Below are 19019 nucleotides of genomic sequence, written 5' to 3'. Positions count from 1 at the left end.
TTTTATATATTTTAATTGTGAATTTATTCGAAATCATTCACGTTTAAAGCTGTACCATCTCCGTCACCTCAACGTCATAACCGCCAACCTGAGGTTTTACATTAGGATTTTGAGTAATTACTTTAAATTTATTGATTCCTAAATTCTTTAAAATCTGAGTTCCAATACCGTAATCTCTATAATTGAAAGCGGCAGTTGGATGTTTTTGCTGTCCATCCTGATAATTTAAGAACTGTTGCAATTTTCTCAATGTATTTTCAGAATTTGATACGTTATTAATGAAAATAATTGCTCCTTTTCCTGCCTCGTTGATCATATTGGTAACTTTCTCCAGCTGAGGTTTTTCACCATTATTTAATCTGGTTAAAACATCAAAATAAGAATCTGAAGACTGTACTCTTACCAAAACCGGCTCATCAACCGTCCAAGAACCTTTTGTTAATGCAAAGTGAATCTGGTCGTTAGAAGTTTCTCTAAAAGCAAGAAAATCAAAATCACCATAAGCGGTCTTCACTTCTCTTTCTTCAATTCTTTCAATAAGATTTCCTTTTTTAAGCTGATAATGAATCAGATCTTCGATAGAAACGATTTTCATATCATGTTTCTGCGCAAAAGCGTACAACTCAGGTAAACGAGACATACTTCCATCTTCGTTCATGATTTCACAGATGACACCACCTTCTTTTAAGCCTGCAAGGCAAGTCAGATCAATCGCTGCTTCTGTATGTCCTGCTCTTTTTAAAACTCCTCCTTTCTTCGCACGAAGCGGGAAAATATGACCGGGACGCATAAAATCTGTAGATTTAGCTTTGTCATCCATCAATGCTAAAATGGTTTTAGCCCTGTCTCCTGCAGAAATTCCTGTAGAAGTACCGTCACCTAAAAGATCTACAGATACTGTAAATGCAGTTTCCTTAGGATCGCTACTTCTACTTACCATGATATCAAGACCAAGCTCGTCACACCTCTTTTCAGGAAGTGGCATACAGATCAGCCCTCTTCCGTGGAAAGCCATAAAATTGATCAATTCAGGAGTTGTCAGTTCGGCAGCACATAGAAAATCTCCTTCATTTTCTCTGTCTTCGTCGTCTACCACTATGATTATTTTACCATTTTTAAGGTCTTCAATAGCCTCCGGAATAGTATTTAATTTAATATCAGACATTTTTACTTTAAATTTTCGCAAAGATACTCATAAAAAAAGGATCAACAATTAATATGTACAGATTGTTAAGCTTTGAAGAGTGACTCGGTCGCTTGTCGGATTAATTGATAAGAATTCAATCTTTTCTGATGGTCGTAGATATGAGAATTAATCATCAATTCATCAACCTGATATTTTTCCTGAAAATCGCTCAATTGCTCTGCTATTTGAGTTTGATCTCCTACAAAACTGAATTTTAACATTTTTAAAACCATCGCTTTCTCCATCGGATTCCAAATATCATCCATATCAGTTATCGGTTCTGGAAAAGGCTTGCGGTCGTTTCTGATAATATTAATAAATGCCTGAAACAAAGTCGTAGAAAGAAACTTTGCCTCTTCCGATGTTTCGGCAGCAATTCCGTTTACACATGCGATGATATATGGTTTATCCAGATATTTTGAAGGCTCAAAATGCTCTTTATAAATTTTAAAAGCCATTTCCATTTGATCCGGAGCAAAATGTCCCGCGAAAGCATACGGAAGTCCAAACTCAGCAGCCAGCCACGCACTATCTGTACTCGATCCTAAAATATACATCGGAATATCTAAACCTTCACCGGGAATTGCACGAACCAATGCGTTTGAGTTTTCTTTGGAAAAATATTTTTGTAATTCTAAAATCTGTCTCGGAAACTGCTCATTAATGATGGCCGGATTTCTTCCTAAAGCCTGGGCCGTCAAACCATCTGTTCCGGGAGCCCTTCCCAAACCGAGATCAATTCTTCCGGGGAAAAGTGATTCTAAGGTACCAAATTGTTCGGCAATGACGAGCGAACTGTGATTGGGAAGCATAATGCCTCCTGAACCGACTCTGATTTTCTTTGTACCATTCGCAATAAAACCGATCAGAACAGAGGTTGCAGAACTGGCAATACTTTCCATATTATGATGTTCGGCAAGCCAGAACCTTTTATAATTTAAATTTTCAGCATAGTTTGCCAAAGACAGGCTGTCCTGAAAAGTATTATTAATACTTTTTCCCTGTTTTACGGGAGCAAGATCTAAAACAGATATTTCAAAGTTTTTCATATCGGGTTGTTTATTTCTACAAAAGTGATAGCAATCCCCTTTGGATTTATTTAATAATTGATTAGAATACAAATTTAAAGTTAATTAATCGCATTAGTTACTTTTTGTAATTGATAGGGATGATGAAGTGGTTCGGTAAAAACTATCTATCTTTCTCAATTATAATCTTCCAGTTAACATAGACATTTTCTTAACCTATCTGTATTTCTCTTCTAATAATATTATATTAAATATATATAAAATAATTTTTTTAAAAAATATTATAAAATAAATAAAAATAATTTTTTAAATAATTTTTATTAATAATAAAATTATTTTTAAAAAATATTCAACATAATTAAAATATATTGAAATATTTTGATTTTATACAATATTTTATTGTACATTTGATAATATAATTATATTTAAATAATTATAAAAATAATATTTATATGATAAAAATTTTACAATTCATATTCTTTATGACAGTAATGATTACTGTAGGAGTATCTGCACAAGCGCCAGTTTTAGGTGCTTCCGCCAATTTTGCGCTTTTTTCTTCGAATGGCGCAGTAAGTAATACCGGATTGTCCCAGTTAACAGGCGATGTTGGTACGAATAACGGTTCAAGTACAAACTTTGGAAACGTAGATGGTGTGATGCATGACGCAGATGGTGCTACAGCTACAGCAGCAGCAGCCCTTACAATTGCATACAATCAATTAAATGCAGCCATTCCTAATTTTTTTCCTGCTCCATTATTGGGTAACGGACAGACATTAACTGCAGGAACCTATTCTATCACTCAAAGTGCAACACTTAATAACGTATTAACGCTTGACGGTGGCGGAAATGCAAATTCTGTTTTTATATTTAAAATTCAGGGTGCGTTTTCTTCAGCTGCAGGAGCACAGGTAGTACTTACCAATGGCGCTCTGGCCTGCAACGTATTCTGGAAAGTAGAAGGATTGGTAGATTTGGCAGCCAATACAACAATGAAAGGTACCATTGTTGCTAATAATGCTGCAATCATATTAAATACAGGAACTTCACTTGAAGGTCGTGCACTTTCAACAACAGGAGCAGTTACCGTTTCTGGCGTTACTGTGAGAAAACCAATTGGCTGCGGAAGTTTGATTTTAACAGGACCCGCTCAGCCGGTTTTGAATAGTGTTGCATGCTATGCAGTATTTACAGGAAATGGAACAGTTACCAACACAGGGGTGTCTATGGTAACCGGCGATATAGGATCTAATCTAGGTCTTACTACAGGTTTTTTAGCTATCAATGTCAATGGAACGATTCACCCAAGTCCGGATACGTCAACAGCAGTGTGTGCAGTAGATCTATCTAATGTATACACTTATCTCAACACGCTTCCAACTGATATTCAATTGCTTTACCCGGCTGCATTTGGTCAAAACCTGGTTCTTACACCTCATACTTATCAATTAAATGCTGCTACAGTTCTCAACGGTACAGTATTTTTGAACGCACAGAATAATCCTAACGCTGTTTTTGTCATCAAAATAACTGGCGCACTCTCAACAAGCACTTATGCTTCTGTAGTTTTACAAAATGGAGCTCAAGCAAAAAATGTATTCTGGAAAGTGGATGGCGCTGTGAGTCTTAATGATTACGCCAGTTTCAAAGGTACCGTAATTGGTAATAATGGGGCAATCAGTATGAATATTGGTTCTACAATTGAAGGTCGTGTACTCAGTACGAGCGGCGCAATCAATACAACAGGGATTAATGCTCAAATTACAGCAGGATGCACTGGCTCACTAGCTGTAAGCTCTGTTGCCGGAAACAAACAAACAGCTACTGTTTTTCCAAATCCTTTCTCATCAGTTCTGAATGTTAAAATTGACAATAAAAATACCGGTTCAAATTTTACAATCTACAATGCTTCTGGTACAAGAGTTTTAGGAAAAGTTTTAAATGAAACTGTAAGTTCATTACAGCTAAATCTTCCTGCAGGAATTTATTTTTATCAAATAAAAGATAAGGATGGTAAAGTACAAACAGGAAAAGTTATATCTAAACCATAGAACCTAGATAATTGCTTAATAACAATCAAAAATCCGTCTCAATGTGAGACGGATTTTTTTGTATAAACGATAGAATTTTACTTTTGGTTAACTGCCAAACAGTCTTAAAAAAAATATTAAACAATCTAAAAAAAGTTTTCAGGAGAAAAATATTCTATTTCCGAAAAACAAAGTTTATATAAAGGAAAACTGTCTTACAAATTAAGTGTAAAAACAAATTCTTTTTTAATACTTCTTATTTACGTTTCTCCTTCAAAAAATTAAAATGATTTATCAAAATCCTGATTTCATTAAAATCAAAATCATTAGGCAACGCAGTTTTCCACTCGTTTAAAGTTTCTTTCGGATCAGTTTTAAAAGCTTTTTCGAAGGTTTTAATTTTATCGGAAGTAATTACCCTTGACAAATCAAGCAAGCCCTGTTCGGCAAATCTTGCCAGATGACCCAAAACCGTTTCTTTGACCAAACCTCTTTCTAAAGCGATTTCTGAAATGGTTTTCCCTTGCTCAAACAACTGGAACGTCAGAACCTGAGAAGGAACTTTTGCAATTTTCATGCTGACTTCTTTGTCGTTTTTTTCGTCTAAGAGTTTCGTTTCCAAAAGATGAGCGGTTTTGAGACCATTTAGATATTCTTCGATATCTTCGAGCCAGCTTTTGAATTCTTCATTATAGTTTTTCAGACCTTTTACGCCTTTTATTTCAGAATAAAATTCTTTCAGCGGACTGAAAATTTTGTCTTTCACCTCATTGAAAAAGAAATTAACGGCACCTTTGGTTTTATTTTCTATCTCACTCCATTCTTCAGTTTGACTGATGAAATTATTTACTTTCTGAAAAATAATTCGTTCTAGTTTTTCAAAGATTTTACCTAAATTAACAATGTCATTTTTTAATTGTAAATAAAGCTGCTTAGATTTTCCATGGTCAATACTTTTCGTAGTGATCGAAAGGTTATTCCACAACTCTATTTCTTTTAAAAGCCATTGAGAATCGACCGAACGAAGCACTTTTCTGATGCTGTAATCGTATTTTTCTCTGTTCAGAATTTCTTCCACATTATCATTGGCAAAAGTTGCACCTTGAAACTGCAGAATTCTGTTGTCTTTAAAAATCACTTCAGGAGTGATTTTAGATTTTAAAACAATCCCTTCTAAAGTTCGGCAACGAGATAAAGCCACATACACCTGACCTGCAGTGAAACTTTTTCCGGCATCGATAATTACTTTATCAAACGTCAAACCCTGGCTTTTATGAATCGTCACAGCCCAAGCCAATTTGATTGGAAACTGTTCGAAACTTCCCAAAACCTCTTCTTTAATATTTTTTTCGCCATCCAGAGAATATTTTTTCTGTTCCCAGACTTCTCTTTTCACGGTAATTTCACGTTCGCTGCCGTCAAGAATCACTTTGATTTCTTTTTCGTCTAATGCAGAAATCTCACCTAATTTCCCATTAAAATATTTTTTCTCACCGGAAATATCATTTCTGATAAACATTACCTGAGCGCCCACTTTTAATTCTAAAAACTGCTCATTCGGATATTGATTCTCTTTAAACTCACCAAAAAGTTTAGCTTCAAAAGTTGAAGGATCGACTTTAATTTCAGCTAATTTCTGCTGATTGATATCGTCTGCCAATTTGTTGTGCGAACAGAGATAGATGTAAGAATCTTCACCCGCATTAAAATCTGGATTAAATCTCTCATTTAAATGTTCAAAATCAATATTGGCAACATCACCGTCACGGATTGCGTTCAGAATTTCAAGAAATTCTTCATCAGTTTGACGATAGACTTTCGTTAATTCAATCGTTAATAAAGGGATATCTTTTATTGCAAGACTGTCAAAAAAGAATGGCGAATTGTAATACATTTTTAAAATATGCTCATCTCTCACCACTGGAGGCAGCTGATACAAATCTCCGATGAATAACATCTGAACACCTCCAAAACGCTGATTGTTTCTTCGGATAAATCGCAGGGAAAAATCCATCATATCCAAAACATCGGCACGCAACATTGAAACCTCATCGATAATCAGAACCTCAACTTCACGCAAAAGCTTAAGCTTATCTTTTCGGTATTTAAAATGAGACATCAGATCGGCAATATTGTTTCCCAAGCTGCCGTCAATTCTGTCTGTTGTCGGTAAAAAAGTACGCAGCGGCAAACCAAACATTGAATGAATGGTTACGCCACCTGCATTGATTGCGGCAATCCCTGTAGGCGCTACAACAATGTGTTTTTTTCTGGTTTTTTTTACAAATTCGTTAAGGAATGTTGTTTTTCCCGTTCCCGCTTTTCCGGTAAGAAAAACACTTCGATTTGTATGCTCTATTAAGTCAAAAAAATGATTATTCATCGCTGCAAAATTACAAAAATTGAAAATAAGGAATGGAATTTGATGAGCACTAAAAAAATTATTTATGCAAAATTGGTTGATCAAAATTCCGGCAGTGGTATTATTTGCAGGTCTTACACTACTTTCATGCAAATCTGCACAAAGTAATGACCCTGCGGAAATGCCAAAAGATATTTCAGAAAGACCGGCAGATGAAAGTTCGCAGAAATACGATGAAGCACAACTCGATAAACTTAAAGCTTCTATAGAATCTTCGGTTGTCAAAGAAAAATGCACTGATGCAGCAGAATGGGCTTTCTCTCCATTGGGAACGAAAGCTTGCGGAGGACCTGTCACATATATCGCTTATCCGAAGAAAAATGAGGCAACTATACTTCCAAAAATTGAAGAATATACTCAGAAGATGTCTGAATTTAATAAGAAATATAACATTACTTCAGATTGTATAATGGCTGCAGAACCAACTGGCGTGAAATGCCAAGGTGAAAAAGCTGTTTTGATTTATCCTTAACTAAATCAATTTATGATATGACAAAAGCTCCGATTAAATTAGTTCAGAGCTTTTGTTATTTATTTACAAGATTAAATAATTTATTCTTTATACCAAGAAGAATACTTGACATAATTATTTGCAATTCGGTTTACTTCTCCTTCCAATAAATCGGAAGAGATATCTTTTATCTTTCTTGCCGGTACGCCGCCCCAGACTTCTCCTGACTTAATATGCGTTCCCTGCGTCACGACGGAACCGGCACCAACAATTGAATTTTCTTCAACCAGACAATCATCCATAACGATAGATCCCATTCCGATTAAAACATTATCTTTAATTCTGCATCCGTGAACGATTGCGTTGTGACCTATAGACACATTGTTTCCAATTTCTAAAGGAAACTTTTCGTACGTACAATGCAACATGGCATTATCCTGTACATTTACTTTGTCTCCCATTTTGATGTAATTTACATCACCTCTAATCACCGCATTATACCAAATACTGCAGTCTTTTCCCATCACAACATCCCCAATAATAGTTGCTGTTTCTGCTAAAAAAGTATTTTCTCCAATTTGCGGTGCTTTTCCTAAAAGTTCTTTTACAAGTGCCATTTATATTAATTTGAAAATTGGTTAATGAGTTAATTTGAAAATTAAATAACGAAATCACAAATTCTAAATTACAGTGATAGCAAAAATCTAACTCTCAACTCCTAGCTTCTAAGTTCTAATTCCGTATTTTTGTATCTCAAATTTAAAGAAAAAATGCATACTATTCTTATAGAGCCAACAGAAAACCCGAAAGTGATGAAATTTGTAGCTGATTACAATTTGATTCCAGGGTCTTTAGAGTTGGACAGAAATTCAGATATATCAGAAATTCCTTTGGCACAAGAACTTTTCAACTATCCTTTTGTGGAAAGAGTTTTTATCACTGCAAATTTTGTTGCAGTTGCAAAACAGGATACCGTAGAATGGGAACATATTGCCGAAAGTCTGAAAAATGTGGTTGAGGACGAGCTTTTAGCTAACCCAAGAATTTATCTTCAAAAGAAAAAAGAACAGTATGAGATTTATGCTGAGATGACTCCTAATCCTAATGTGATGAAATTCGTTTCTAGCAAAATGCTGATGGATGGTTTTGTGGAAGTCAAATCCAGAGAGACTTCTGAAGGTGTTCCTTTAGCTCAGGCACTTTTTAAGGAATTTGATTTTGCTAAAGAAGTTTTTATTTCAGATAATTTTGTTGCGGTGACGAGAGATAATTCCGTTGAGTGGCATCAGGTCATGATGGCAGTTCGTGGTTTTATTGCAGAACATCTTCAGAGTGGTGGAGAAATTTCAAATATCGTTGCACAGAAACATGAAAGTCCGGTTGAGAATATCATTAACAGAGATTATACAGACAACGAACAGAAAATTTCTGATATTTTAAATGAATATGTGGCTCCTGCTGTGGAAAATGATGGTGGAAAAATTTCATTAATAGAATATGACGAAGCCAACAAAACTGCAAAAATGCTTTTACAAGGCGCATGTTCTGGTTGCCCGAGCTCAACAGCTACATTAAAAGGCGGAATTGAAAACATTTTGAAACAATTCGTTCCGGATCTGGTAGAACACGTTGAAGCTGTAAACGGCTAAATATTAGTGATGAGCAATAGGTAATTTTTTACCTAAATTTATTACTCATTACCCATTACTTATTACCTATATAGAATGAAAGGAATATTATTAGTCAATCTCGGTTCACCTAGATCCACCTCTGTACCTGATGTAAGAGAATATCTTGATGAATTTTTGATGGACGAGAAAGTGATTGATTACCGATGGTTCTTCCGTGCGCTTTTGGTTCAGGGAATTATTCTTAATACAAGACCCGCAAAATCCGCTGAAGCCTATAAAACAGTATGGACAGATGAAGGTTCACCTTTGATTGTCATTACGCAGAAAATTCAAAAAAAACTTCAGAAATTAGTTGATGTTCCGGTAGAAATCGGGATGAGATATGCACAGCCAAGCATTGAAGCCGGGATTCAGAAATTAGTTGATCAAGGTGTGAAGGAAATTGTTTTATTTCCATTATATCCGCAATATGCGATGAGTACGACTGAAACCGTGATTGAAAAAGCAGAAGAAGTAAGAAAAAAGAAATTTCCGGGAATTAAAATCAATTACATTCAACCTTTTTACAACAGAGAAATTTACATCGACTGTCTTGCAGAAAGTATCAGAGAAAAGCTTCCTGAAAATTTTGATGCATTACAATTTTCTTATCACGGAGTTCCGGAGAGACATATCTATAAGACAGATCCTACGAATACCTGCAATCTTAATGACTGCTGTTCTCGTGAAAACAATCCGAGTCATCAGTTTTGCTATCGCCATCAGTGTTTTGATGTGACCAATTCTGTGATTAAAAAATTAGGTTTACCAAAAGAAAAAGTGATGGTCACCTTCCAATCAAGATTGGGAAAAGACAAATGGATGGAACCGTATACAGACGAAACCTTGGAAACTATTGGCAAAAAAGGAATTAAAAACCTTGCTATTGTTTGTCCGGCTTTCGTTTCTGACTGTCTTGAAACCTTAGAAGAGATTTCAGTTGAAGGAAAACATCAATTTGAGCATGGTGGCGGAGAAAACTTCCATTACATTCCTTGTTTAAATGACGAAGACCGATGGATCGATGTTGTAAAAACACTCTGTGAGGAAAAACTGAACGAGTTTTATTTCGTTTAAATTTTAATTTTAAAAATAAATGGGACATTTGAGCAATCAGATGTCCTTTTTAAATTTATTTTAACAACACCCCCCATCAAAACATATAATACAAGCGAAAAAAATGCAATTATTTTAAAATAATTTAAAATTTAATAGGGGGTAAGTTTGGTTTTTTAATATTTTTTTGTAATTTTACCCTATCAAAAGATAGGGCCAATTTAAAAATTAGAAATAATGAACTCAAGTATAGAAATTCTAAAAAGGAAAATTGAAACTTTCACTCCGGAACTTGCAGAGGCATTCATTAGAATCGTAGATAATTTAGATACAACTCCAAAATCTAATGTTCCGCAATTTCAATTGGATGAAGTTTTAAACAGAATTCAGTTTCACTCTGAAAACAGTAAGACAAAGCTTGATTTTTTTAAAAGTATTGCAGAACTTGAAAAAATCTGTGCATAATGAAAGTTTTATTGTCATCTATTGCAAAGAATGACATTCGGATGCTGATGAGGGTTTTTAATGCTGAGGAACACAATCAAGGCAAGTATTTTCTTGATGATTTAAAAGAATCAATCAATATGATTTTAAGCAACTACGAAAGTTTAGATATAAAAAGCAAGGAAATTCAGGTATATAAAACCGAAAGATTTCCTGTTGATATTCATTATTTATTTGAAGACAACGACAGCCTTTTTATCACTGCCATTTTTAAGAATTAAAAAAAGATATTTAATTGACGACTTTTTTTGACATTATTATATAGTTTGATTTTATCTGTAAAGGTCTTGTACACCTTAAACAGCAACCTTACAAATGAAATTTTGTAAGGTTTTTTTATAAATAATTTATCCTTAACTATCTAACAGGCGTTCTAAACTCACCATAGCCAAGCAATCCGTCATAATTTCTACCAAAAGGCTTATAGTACAAAAATGCCTGATAGAGATTTTCCGTCTGCCAGAAATTACCATTAACTTCACCCAGGTTTAAAGAACCATTTGCTTCTTTCGTTGCCAAAATATAGTTATAAAAACCCTGTTTCAGAAAAATCTTTGCTATATAACTTTTAGTTTCAGCATTATAAATCATTTGCGATTCTTTATTTGCTTTAAAATCATTAAAACCTCCCAACACATAGAGTTCTTTTTCCATTGGATCAGAATCTAATGAGAAGTACACCCAAGAATAATCAGCTTCTCGTTCTGCATTTCTTTCTAAACCTAAATCATTTCTTCGGTAATAAAATGCTCCGTTCACATCTGGCTGATATTGATAATTGAGCGGATACGCCCAAACCGGATGAAGATAAGTCTGATTAACCCCATCTTTCAACCCCGTTTCTTTTACCATATCGGCAGGCATATTCATATTTTTATTGTCAAAATAGTAAAATTCATTATTCCCTGGAAATACGATACTCATCTGCTGAAATAAAATCTGACTTCCTAAAGTAGAGCTTGGTTTCAGATTGGTAATTTTCATATTCTGATTGTTATTCTGCATCACATTCAGCGTCATAGAATTTACGTTTGCTGACAAATCTCCACCTTTTGAAGTCGCCTGAACTTCTACCCTTTGATTGACATATGGGTTTCTTGCGTCGGAAATTCTTGAAATATTTAAAGCTAAATTGACCTGATCTTCAACCAAAGAAAATCTTTTGGTGAAAAGCGGCTTATCCGCAGAATCTTTGTAAACGATGATTTCAAAATTTCCTGATATTTTCGGTCTGATCTTATCATTCGGAAAATTCAGCTTATAATGAGTGTATGGTTGTATGGTATTAAAAGAATACTCAAATTGATCGAGCAGTGCATTCATGCTACCATTGGCAATTTCTGTAAAAAAAAGATTGTCGTCCTGCCAGTTTCTGTCGTAATGCTTGATGGTGTATCTGTAAATGGTACTTGAATTGGTTAAATCATCAAAACTCAACACCAACTGCTGATTCATAGTGATGACAGGCGTTTCGTCATTGGTTTGAGGATTAAACAACTGAATGCTTTGAATGTTCTGCCCAAAAGCCAGAGAACCTAAACTGAGTAAAAATATCTGCAACGTTTTCATTATAACGAAGATAACGAATCTCTCGAGAATATCGTATTTTTGATAAAAATTATCAAAAATATGTTTCAGATACAGGCTTTCGTCTTCAATTTTGCAAATGAAAATACATATGTTCTTTTTAATGAAAATAAAAATGCCTGGCTAATTGACCCGGGAAATATTAACGACCAGGAAACCAGAGTCATCGAGACTTTTATTAAGGAAAATGATTTAAAAATTGAAAAAATTGTTTTAACGCATGCCCACATTGATCATGTTTTGGGTTTACAATGGGCTTTCGATACTTATAAAGTTCCGGTAACGATGCATGAAGATGATAAAGAAGTTTTGGATATGTTCCAGATCAGCGGAATGAGATTCGGGTTCCAGCTTGATCACATTAATGTTGAATTAGAATATATAAATGAAGTTGATAAATTGGATTTTGACGGAGAAAAATTCAAAATTTATCACGTTCCGGGACATTCTCCGGGAAGTGTGGTTTACCATAATGAAACTCAAAAATTTATCATTTCAGGTGATGTCTTGTTTGAGGGAAGCATCGGGAGAACAGATTTGTACAAAGGAAATTACGAGCAATTAATTGAGGGCATTAAAACCAAGCTTTTTATTTTGGATGATGAAACGCAGGTCTTTTCAGGACATGGAAATCCTACAACGATTGGTTTTGAAAAACAGTACAATCCGTTTTTAAGATAAGTGTAATTTACGTTTAAGTGTGGGAGAATTTAAGAGTTTTAAAATAGTGAGATGCTTCGGCAAGCTCAGCATGATATTGCTACAAATGAGCTATTTAAATAAAACAGTTCGTACTAGAATTGTCATGCCAAGCAAAGTCGGGCATATTTAAAAAAACAAAAGCCATCAGAATATCTGACGGTTTTTGTCTATTTTAAATAAGATTATATTATTTCCATTTGATATTACAACCTATGCTCGGTCTCTGAATTTCTTCCTGAGGCTCACCAATCAAAAGGTTCTCGAAAGCAATAATTAAATCTTCGCCGGTTACATCTTTATGATTTCCCGGTCTAGAATCATCAATTTGGCCTCTATAAATAAGGTCTAATTTATCATCAAAGAAAAAGAAATCAGGCGTGCAAGCCGCATCATACGCTTTTGCAATAGACTGACTCTCATCATACAAATATGGAAAATCAAAATTTTTCTCAATCTGAAATTCAATCATTTTTTCCGGAGAATCTGCAGGATATTTTTCAACATCATTTGAGTTGATTGCTATAAATTCAATCCCCGCTTCATTATAATCTTCGTACAATTCTGTCAGTTTATCAATAATGTGAAGTACAAAGGGACAATGGTTGCACATAAAAATCACCAATGTACCTTTTTCGCCTTTCAAATCATCTAATGACTGAATTTCATTACCTGTTGAAGGGTTAGGAAGTTCAAAAAACGGTGCTTTTGTGCCTAATGCCAACATATTTGAGGGTGTATTCATTTCTTTTTATTTGTCAACAAAGATAAAGATTTCTTTGAGTAGTTGCTAAAACAATAACTAATTGAGTTAGGCTATGTAACTTATTAATTTTTACAATAATTATAAAATAAATTATCCAAGCTCCCATTATGTCGGCATCCGCTAAATATAGTATTTCTTCGAAGAGCTACGCTATACATTAAATTTCAAAAATTATTTGGTTGGTATACCAAAATGTTTGTAGTTTTGCTAACACTGTTAGTAAAATAAAAATCATGGGTTTACATGAACGTCGTCAAAGAGAAAAAGAATCTATCCGTGCAAATATTTTGCAGGCAGCATTCACTTTGGCGAAAGCTGACGGTTGGGCATCACTTTCTATTCGTAAAATTGCAGATGCAATCGAGTACAGTGCGCCGGTAGTTTATGATCACTTTGAAAACAAAGAAGCAATTTTATATGAAATTTCTATTAACGGTTTTCATTGTCTGCAAATAGAATTATTGAAAGCTCAGAAAAAACACGAAACTCCGGAAGATCAATTAACTGCGATTGTAGACGCTTACTGGAATTTCGCTTTCAAAAATAAAGAATACTATCAATTGATGTTTGGTTTAGGAATGCAATGCAGCGGAAAGGGTTTAATGAAAGAAGAGTTTTCATCTTTTCAGGATATGATTTTTGATTGTACTTTTGAAATTATAAAGAAGAAAGGTTCAAACCCAGATAACGCTTGTCACTCATCTCATGCCTTGTTTTCGGCAGTACATGGATTAATTTCGATTATGATGATGAGAAATGACGATATACCTTCAACGATGAATAAAACAACTTTAGACGAAACGGTTTCTGCATTTATTAAATCTTTGTAAATTTTTTTTAAACTAAAAATTAACACCGTTAGGAAAAGTAACATGAAATAATTAACATTATTCAACAACTAAAAAGAAAAAACTTTTAAAATGAAACATAACTTTTATACACTATTTTTGGCAATTTTTTTTCCTTATCATTAACACTGTTAAGAAAAATAACATCTAAAACAAAAAAATTAAAATATAATTTAATTGTAGACCATGAATATTACATATTAACTCAGTATTTAAAAATGATTTATTTTTTTTAACCATAACTTAACACTGTTAGAAAATATTACATTACTTATTTTTAAAACCAATATTATTTAATCCAACATTTTAAAAAAAAATAAAACTTACAATGAAAACAACTGCAAAAACAAAATTGATCGTACTTATATCGAGTATTCTTTTTTTACAGAGTTGCACAAAAGCAGCAGAAGGCAGTAATGCTGCTCCACCCGCCCCAGAATTACCTGTATTTACTGTTACTACTTCACCTGCAACAATTTATCAGGAATTCCCAACTGCTCTGGAAGGAAAAAACAATGTGGAAATCAGATCACAGGTTGACGGATATTTAGATAGAATTTATGTGGAAGAAGGCGCTTATGTAAGAGCCGGACAAGCCCTATTCAAAATAGATTCAAGAGCTTACGGCGAGCAAATGAATATGGCTCAGGCTAATTTGCAGGTTGCCAATGCCAATATTCAGAAGGCAAAAGTAGAAGTTGACAGACTTCAGCCGTTGGTTGCTGCAAAGGTAGTTTCAGATGTACAACTGAGAACTGCAAAAGCCAATTATGCAGCAGCAGTCGCTGCAGGTTCACAAGCAAAAGCATCAGTAGGTGGTGCCAGAATCAATGTGGGATTCACAACGATTACTGCGCCTGTAAGCGGTTATATTGGAAGAATACCTTACAAAAAAGGAAGTCTGATTTCAAGAACAGATCCAAGTCCGTTGACTTTATTGTCTGATATCAGTGAAATCTATGCTTACTTTTCATTAAGCGAACTAGATTTTATCGGTTTTCAGAAAAAATATTCTGGTGCAACGCTGAACGAAAAACTAAAAAATATGCCGATGGTAGATTTGGTGATCGCAGACAATACCACATATCCTGAAAAAGGTAAAATGAGCATCGTTGACGGACAGTTTGATAAAACCACAGGGGCAATCAGCGTTCGTGCTATTTTCCCAAACGCAAACGGAACGTTGAGAACAGGAAACACAGGGCGGGTTCGTATGCCACAATTATTTTCAAATACGCTTGTTATTCCTCAGGAATCAACCTTCGAAATACAGGATAAAGTCTACGTATATGTAGTTGGAAAAGACAAAAAAGTAACTTCAAAGCCAATTACGATCTCAGGAAAAACAGACAGTTATTACTTTATTTCTGAAGGACTTACCGCTGGTGACAAAATCGTTTACACAGGAATCGGAGCTCTGAAAGATGGTGTCATGATTCAGCCAAAAGCGATTTCTTCTGACAGTCTTTTGAGAGCAAGACCTCTGTAAAAATCGTTTAAAACTTTTATACAAAAGTCAGAAAAGCGTTTAAACAACATTAAAAATAAACTATTATGTTAAAACAATTTATAGATAGACCGGTACTTTCTACGGTTATCTCCATCATACTTTTGCTGTTGGGAGCAATGTCGGTGTTCAACCTTCCGATTACGCTGTTTCCGGATATTGCACCACCAAGTGTGCAGGTGACAGCATTTTATCCGGGAGCGAATGCAGAAGTTGTTGCCCGATCAGTTGCAGTTCCTATTGAGGAGGCTGTGAACGGTGTTGAGAACATGACGTACATGACCTCCAATTCAAGTAACGACGGATCGATGACTTTGAGTGTGTTTTTCAAACAGGGTTCAGATCCGGATAACGCAGCAGTTAACGTTCAAAACCGTGTTTCCAAAGCGATGAGCCAGCTTCCGCAGGAAGTTGTACAGGCAGGAATTTCGACTCAGAAAGTTCAAAACAGTATGATTATGTTTATGGGATTATCAAGTAATGACCCAAAACAATATGACGAACTTTTCTTGCAAAACTACTTGAAGATCAATGTCATTCCACAAATACAGCGTGTTCCGGGAGTTGCTCAGGCTCAGGTTTTCGGAACAAGAGATTATTCGATGAGACTTTGGCTGAAACCAGACCGGTTAGCTGCCAACAATCTTTCTCCACAGGAAGTTTTGGCAGCAGTAAAAGATCACAATCTTGAAGCAGCACCGGGACGTTTGGGACAGGGAAGCAAAGAAACGTACGAATATATCTTAAAATATAAAGGTAAATTAAACAAAAATGCAGACTACGAAAACATCGCCATCAAATCAAACAGTGACGGTTCGTTTTTAAGATTAAAAGATGTTGCAAGAGTAGAATTCGGTTCTTATACCTACACCGCAGCCAACAGAATGGACGGTAAACCCGTAGCAGGATTTGCAATTTTGCAAACTGCAGGTTCTAATGCCAACGAAATTTTAACTGATATTGAAAAGCAGGTTGAGCAGATGAAAACTACCCTACCTAAAGGAGTTGAGCCCATCATCATGTACAATTCCAAAGACTTTTTGGATGCGTCAATTCATCAGGTAGTGGAAACTTTAGTAATTGCATTCGTTCTGGTATTTATTGTAGTATTTATTTTTCTTCAGGATTTCAGATCTACATTAATTCCTGCGATTGCAGTTCCGGTAGCAATTATCGGCACATTTTTCTTCCTTCAAATGTTTGGATTCAGCATTAATATGTTAACCTTATTCGCTTTAGTTTTAGCCATCGGAATTGTGGTGGATGATGCGATTGTCGTTGTAGAAGCCGTCCATTCTAAAATGGAACAAACGGGAATGCCGGTTGAACAGGCAACAACAAATTCGATGAGTGAAATTTCCGGAGCAATTATTTCCATTACATTGGTGATGTGTGCGGTATTTATTCCGGTTGGTTTTATGCAGGGTCCTGCTGGAGTTTTCTACAGACAGTTTGCCTTTACTTTGGTAATCGCCATTATGATTTCAGCGGTTAATGCATTAACATTGAGTCCTGCTTTATGTGCTTTGTTATTAAATGATTCTCAAGGTGAACATGGCGAACACAGTCAAAAAAGAGGTTTTGGAGCGAAGTTTTTCAATGCTTTCAACAAAAGCTTCAACAACATGACCAGAAAATATATCTACAGCCTTAAATTTTTAATTAAAAATAAATGGGTTGCGGTTACAGGTTTAGCGTTGATTACCGCTGCGAGTGTTTTCTTAATTAATAAAGCTCCGACAGGATTTATTCCTACAGAAGATCAGGGATTTGTTTTGTATGCAGTAAATACGCCGCCCGGAAGTTCATTAGACAGAACGCACAGAGCTACTGAACAAATCGATAAGATTATTAACGGTGAAAAAGCAAAAAATCATCTTTGGGTTGCCGACGGAATGAATTTCATCAGTAATTCCAATGCTTCACCATATGCTGCAGGTTTTATTAAACTGAAAGATTTTGAAGATCGTGGCGAGGTGAAAGATCCGGATCAAATTGCAGCAGGATTGACAGGAAAAGTGGCGCAAGTGAAAGATGCCAACGCATTTTTCTTCAATTTCCCAACAGTACAGGGTTTTGGTAACGTTTCAGGATTTGAATTTATGTTACAGGACAAAACCAACGGTTCTTTTGAGCAGTTGGGAAACAATACTCAAGCTTTTATCGGAGAATTAATGAAACGCCCTGAAATTGCTTTTGCATTTACAACCTATGCAGCAGGAAATCCTCAATATACAATTGATGTAGATACGGATAAAGCCAATCAATTGGGAGTTTCTGTAACCGAATTAATGCAGACCATGCAGATTTATTATGGAAGTAGCTTCGTTTCAGATTTCAACAGATTCGGGAAATACTACAGGGTAATGGCTCAGGCAGATATTCCTTACAGAACCGATGCGAATTCTATGGAAGGAATTTATGTTAAAAATAAAACCGGCGAGATGGTTCCTGTAAAGACTTTGGTCACATTAAAAAGATCTTTCGGGCCAGAAACCGTTTCAAGAAACAACTTATTTAACGCTGTAACCATCAACGGAACTCCAAAACCTGGTTACAGTACGGGAGATGCAATCAAAGCGGTAGAAGAAGTTGCCCAGAAATCACTTCCTCGTGGATACGGTTACGAATGGACAGGAATTACCCGTGAAGAAATCAAAACCGGTGGACAGACTGCTTTTGTATTTATGTTGAGTATTCTGTTTGTATATTTTCTTTTGGCAGCTCAGTACGAAAGTTATGTTCTTCCGTTCGCAGTTATTTTGACTATTCCAACAGGGATTTTCGGAGTATTTGCTTTCACAGGATTAGCCGGAATTGATAATAATATTTACGTTCAGGTCGGATTAATCATGCTCGTCGGATTGCTAGCGAAAAACGCGATTCTGATCGTGGAATTTGCCGTTCAGCGAAGAAAAGCTGGAAAAACATTAATTGAATCAGCTCTTCAGGCTTCAAGATTACGTTTGAGACCAATTCTGATGACTTCATTTGCCTTTATCATTGGTATGTTACCCTTGGTTTGGACTCAAGGTGCAGCCGCAAAAGGTAACCACTCCATCGGAATAAGTACTGTTGGCGGAATGTTTACAGGAGTTGTCTTCGGGATTTTCATTATTCCGGTGATGTACGTAATCTTCCAGTATTTACATGAAAAAATGCCGAGCAGAAAGAATAAAAGACTTCAAAAACAAAAACTTTTAGCAGCAGCACATTAATAAAAATGATTAACAAAACTTTGAGAAATGAAAATCATACAAAA

General features: G+C 35.2%; 16 protein-coding genes. 10 read left to right on the top strand and 6 right to left on the bottom strand.

The annotated features are described in order from the left end of the window. Positions 1–43: 43 nt before the first annotated feature. Both ribB and K0U91_RS09650 read right to left on the bottom strand, forming a co-directional pair. A complete protein-coding gene (gene ribB / locus K0U91_RS09655; RefSeq protein ID WP_220180522.1) occupies positions 44–1165 on the bottom strand; it encodes a 3,4-dihydroxy-2-butanone-4-phosphate synthase in 1122 nt (373 codons plus the stop codon). Positions 1166–1230: 65 nt separating this feature from the next. Continuing rightward, the gene (locus tag K0U91_RS09650) at positions 1231–2235 is read right to left on the bottom strand and encodes an LLM class flavin-dependent oxidoreductase (protein WP_220180523.1); all 1005 of its coding nucleotides are present in this window, start codon (positions 2233–2235) and stop codon (positions 1231–1233) included. A gap of 431 nt (positions 2236–2666) precedes the next feature. Here K0U91_RS09650 and K0U91_RS09645 point away from each other — a divergent pair, with 431 nt between their 5' ends. Further along, a complete protein-coding gene (locus K0U91_RS09645) occupies positions 2667–4268 on the top strand; it encodes an ice-binding family protein (protein WP_220180524.1) in 1602 nt (533 codons plus the stop codon). Between the two features lie 235 nt (positions 4269–4503). Here the strand turns inward: K0U91_RS09645 and K0U91_RS09640 are convergent, their stop codons facing one another. Further along, complete coding sequence (locus tag K0U91_RS09640) at positions 4504–6630, bottom strand: helix-turn-helix domain-containing protein (RefSeq protein ID WP_220180525.1); 2127 nt, start codon at positions 6628–6630, stop codon at positions 4504–4506. Between the two features lie 64 nt (positions 6631–6694). Here K0U91_RS09640 and K0U91_RS09635 point away from each other — a divergent pair, with 64 nt between their 5' ends. Beyond that, positions 6695–7141 carry a hypothetical protein gene (locus K0U91_RS09635; RefSeq protein ID WP_220180526.1) on the top strand — a complete coding sequence of 149 codons (447 nt, stop codon included), beginning with the start codon at positions 6695–6697 and terminating at the stop codon, positions 7139–7141. Between the two features lie 80 nt (positions 7142–7221). Here K0U91_RS09635 and K0U91_RS09630 read toward each other — a convergent pair whose 3' ends face one another. Continuing rightward, the gene (locus K0U91_RS09630) at positions 7222–7737 is read right to left on the bottom strand and encodes a gamma carbonic anhydrase family protein (protein WP_219970491.1); all 516 of its coding nucleotides are present in this window, start codon (positions 7735–7737) and stop codon (positions 7222–7224) included. Positions 7738–7890: 153 nt separating this feature from the next. Here K0U91_RS09630 and K0U91_RS09625 point away from each other — a divergent pair, with 153 nt between their 5' ends. The 4 genes from K0U91_RS09625 (at position 7891) to K0U91_RS09610 (ending at position 10571) form a co-directional block, all read left to right on the top strand. After that, positions 7891–8769: a NifU family protein gene (locus K0U91_RS09625; protein WP_220180527.1), complete on the top strand. Its 879-nt coding sequence runs from the start codon at positions 7891–7893 to the stop codon at positions 8767–8769. Positions 8770–8844: 75 nt separating this feature from the next. Continuing rightward, entirely contained in the window at positions 8845–9867 is a 1023-nt protein-coding gene (gene hemH, locus K0U91_RS09620; RefSeq protein WP_220180528.1) for a ferrochelatase, read from the top strand. A gap of 216 nt (positions 9868–10083) precedes the next feature. Continuing rightward, positions 10084–10311 (top strand): hypothetical protein, encoded by a 228-nt coding sequence (locus tag K0U91_RS09615; RefSeq protein ID WP_220180529.1) that lies wholly within the window; start codon positions 10084–10086, stop codon positions 10309–10311. Beyond that, positions 10311–10571, top strand: coding sequence for a hypothetical protein (locus K0U91_RS09610; protein ID WP_220180530.1), 261 nt, complete (start codon positions 10311–10313; stop codon positions 10569–10571). The genes K0U91_RS09615 and K0U91_RS09610 overlap by 1 nt, the downstream gene beginning before the upstream one ends. A 136-nt stretch (positions 10572–10707) precedes the next feature. Here the strand turns inward: K0U91_RS09610 and K0U91_RS09605 are convergent, their stop codons facing one another. Continuing rightward, the gene (locus K0U91_RS09605) at positions 10708–11919 is read right to left on the bottom strand and encodes a type IX secretion system plug protein (RefSeq protein WP_220180531.1); all 1212 of its coding nucleotides are present in this window, start codon (positions 11917–11919) and stop codon (positions 10708–10710) included. 60 nt (positions 11920–11979) lie between these two features. Between K0U91_RS09605 and K0U91_RS09600 the strand changes: the two genes are divergently transcribed. Continuing rightward, positions 11980–12618 (top strand): MBL fold metallo-hydrolase, encoded by a 639-nt coding sequence (locus tag K0U91_RS09600; RefSeq protein WP_220180532.1) that lies wholly within the window; start codon positions 11980–11982, stop codon positions 12616–12618. Between the two features lie 208 nt (positions 12619–12826). On the opposite strand, the gene K0U91_RS09595 is transcribed toward K0U91_RS09600, so the two are convergent. Next, on the bottom strand, positions 12827–13381 hold the full coding sequence (locus K0U91_RS09595) for a thioredoxin family protein (RefSeq protein WP_219970485.1): 555 nt from the start codon (positions 13379–13381) through the stop codon (positions 12827–12829). Positions 13382–13635: 254 nt separating this feature from the next. Between K0U91_RS09595 and K0U91_RS09590 the strand changes: the two genes are divergently transcribed. The 3 genes from K0U91_RS09590 (at position 13636) to K0U91_RS09580 (ending at position 18975) form a co-directional block, all read left to right on the top strand. Then, the gene (locus K0U91_RS09590) at positions 13636–14232 is read left to right on the top strand and encodes a TetR/AcrR family transcriptional regulator (protein WP_219970484.1); all 597 of its coding nucleotides are present in this window, start codon (positions 13636–13638) and stop codon (positions 14230–14232) included. 346 nt (positions 14233–14578) lie between these two features. Continuing rightward, positions 14579–15739, top strand: a complete 1161-nt coding sequence (locus tag K0U91_RS09585; protein ID WP_220180533.1) for an efflux RND transporter periplasmic adaptor subunit — start codon at positions 14579–14581, stop codon at positions 15737–15739. A gap of 65 nt (positions 15740–15804) precedes the next feature. Then, positions 15805–18975: an efflux RND transporter permease subunit gene (locus K0U91_RS09580; RefSeq protein WP_220180534.1), complete on the top strand. Its 3171-nt coding sequence runs from the start codon at positions 15805–15807 to the stop codon at positions 18973–18975. Positions 18976–19019 lie beyond the last annotated feature (44 nt).

The sequence above is a fragment of the Chryseobacterium sp. LJ668 genome (genome assembly GCF_019613955.1).
GTDB lineage: Bacteria > Bacteroidota > Bacteroidia > Flavobacteriales > Weeksellaceae > Chryseobacterium.
This window is presented reverse-complemented; position numbering and strand designations above follow the sequence as displayed.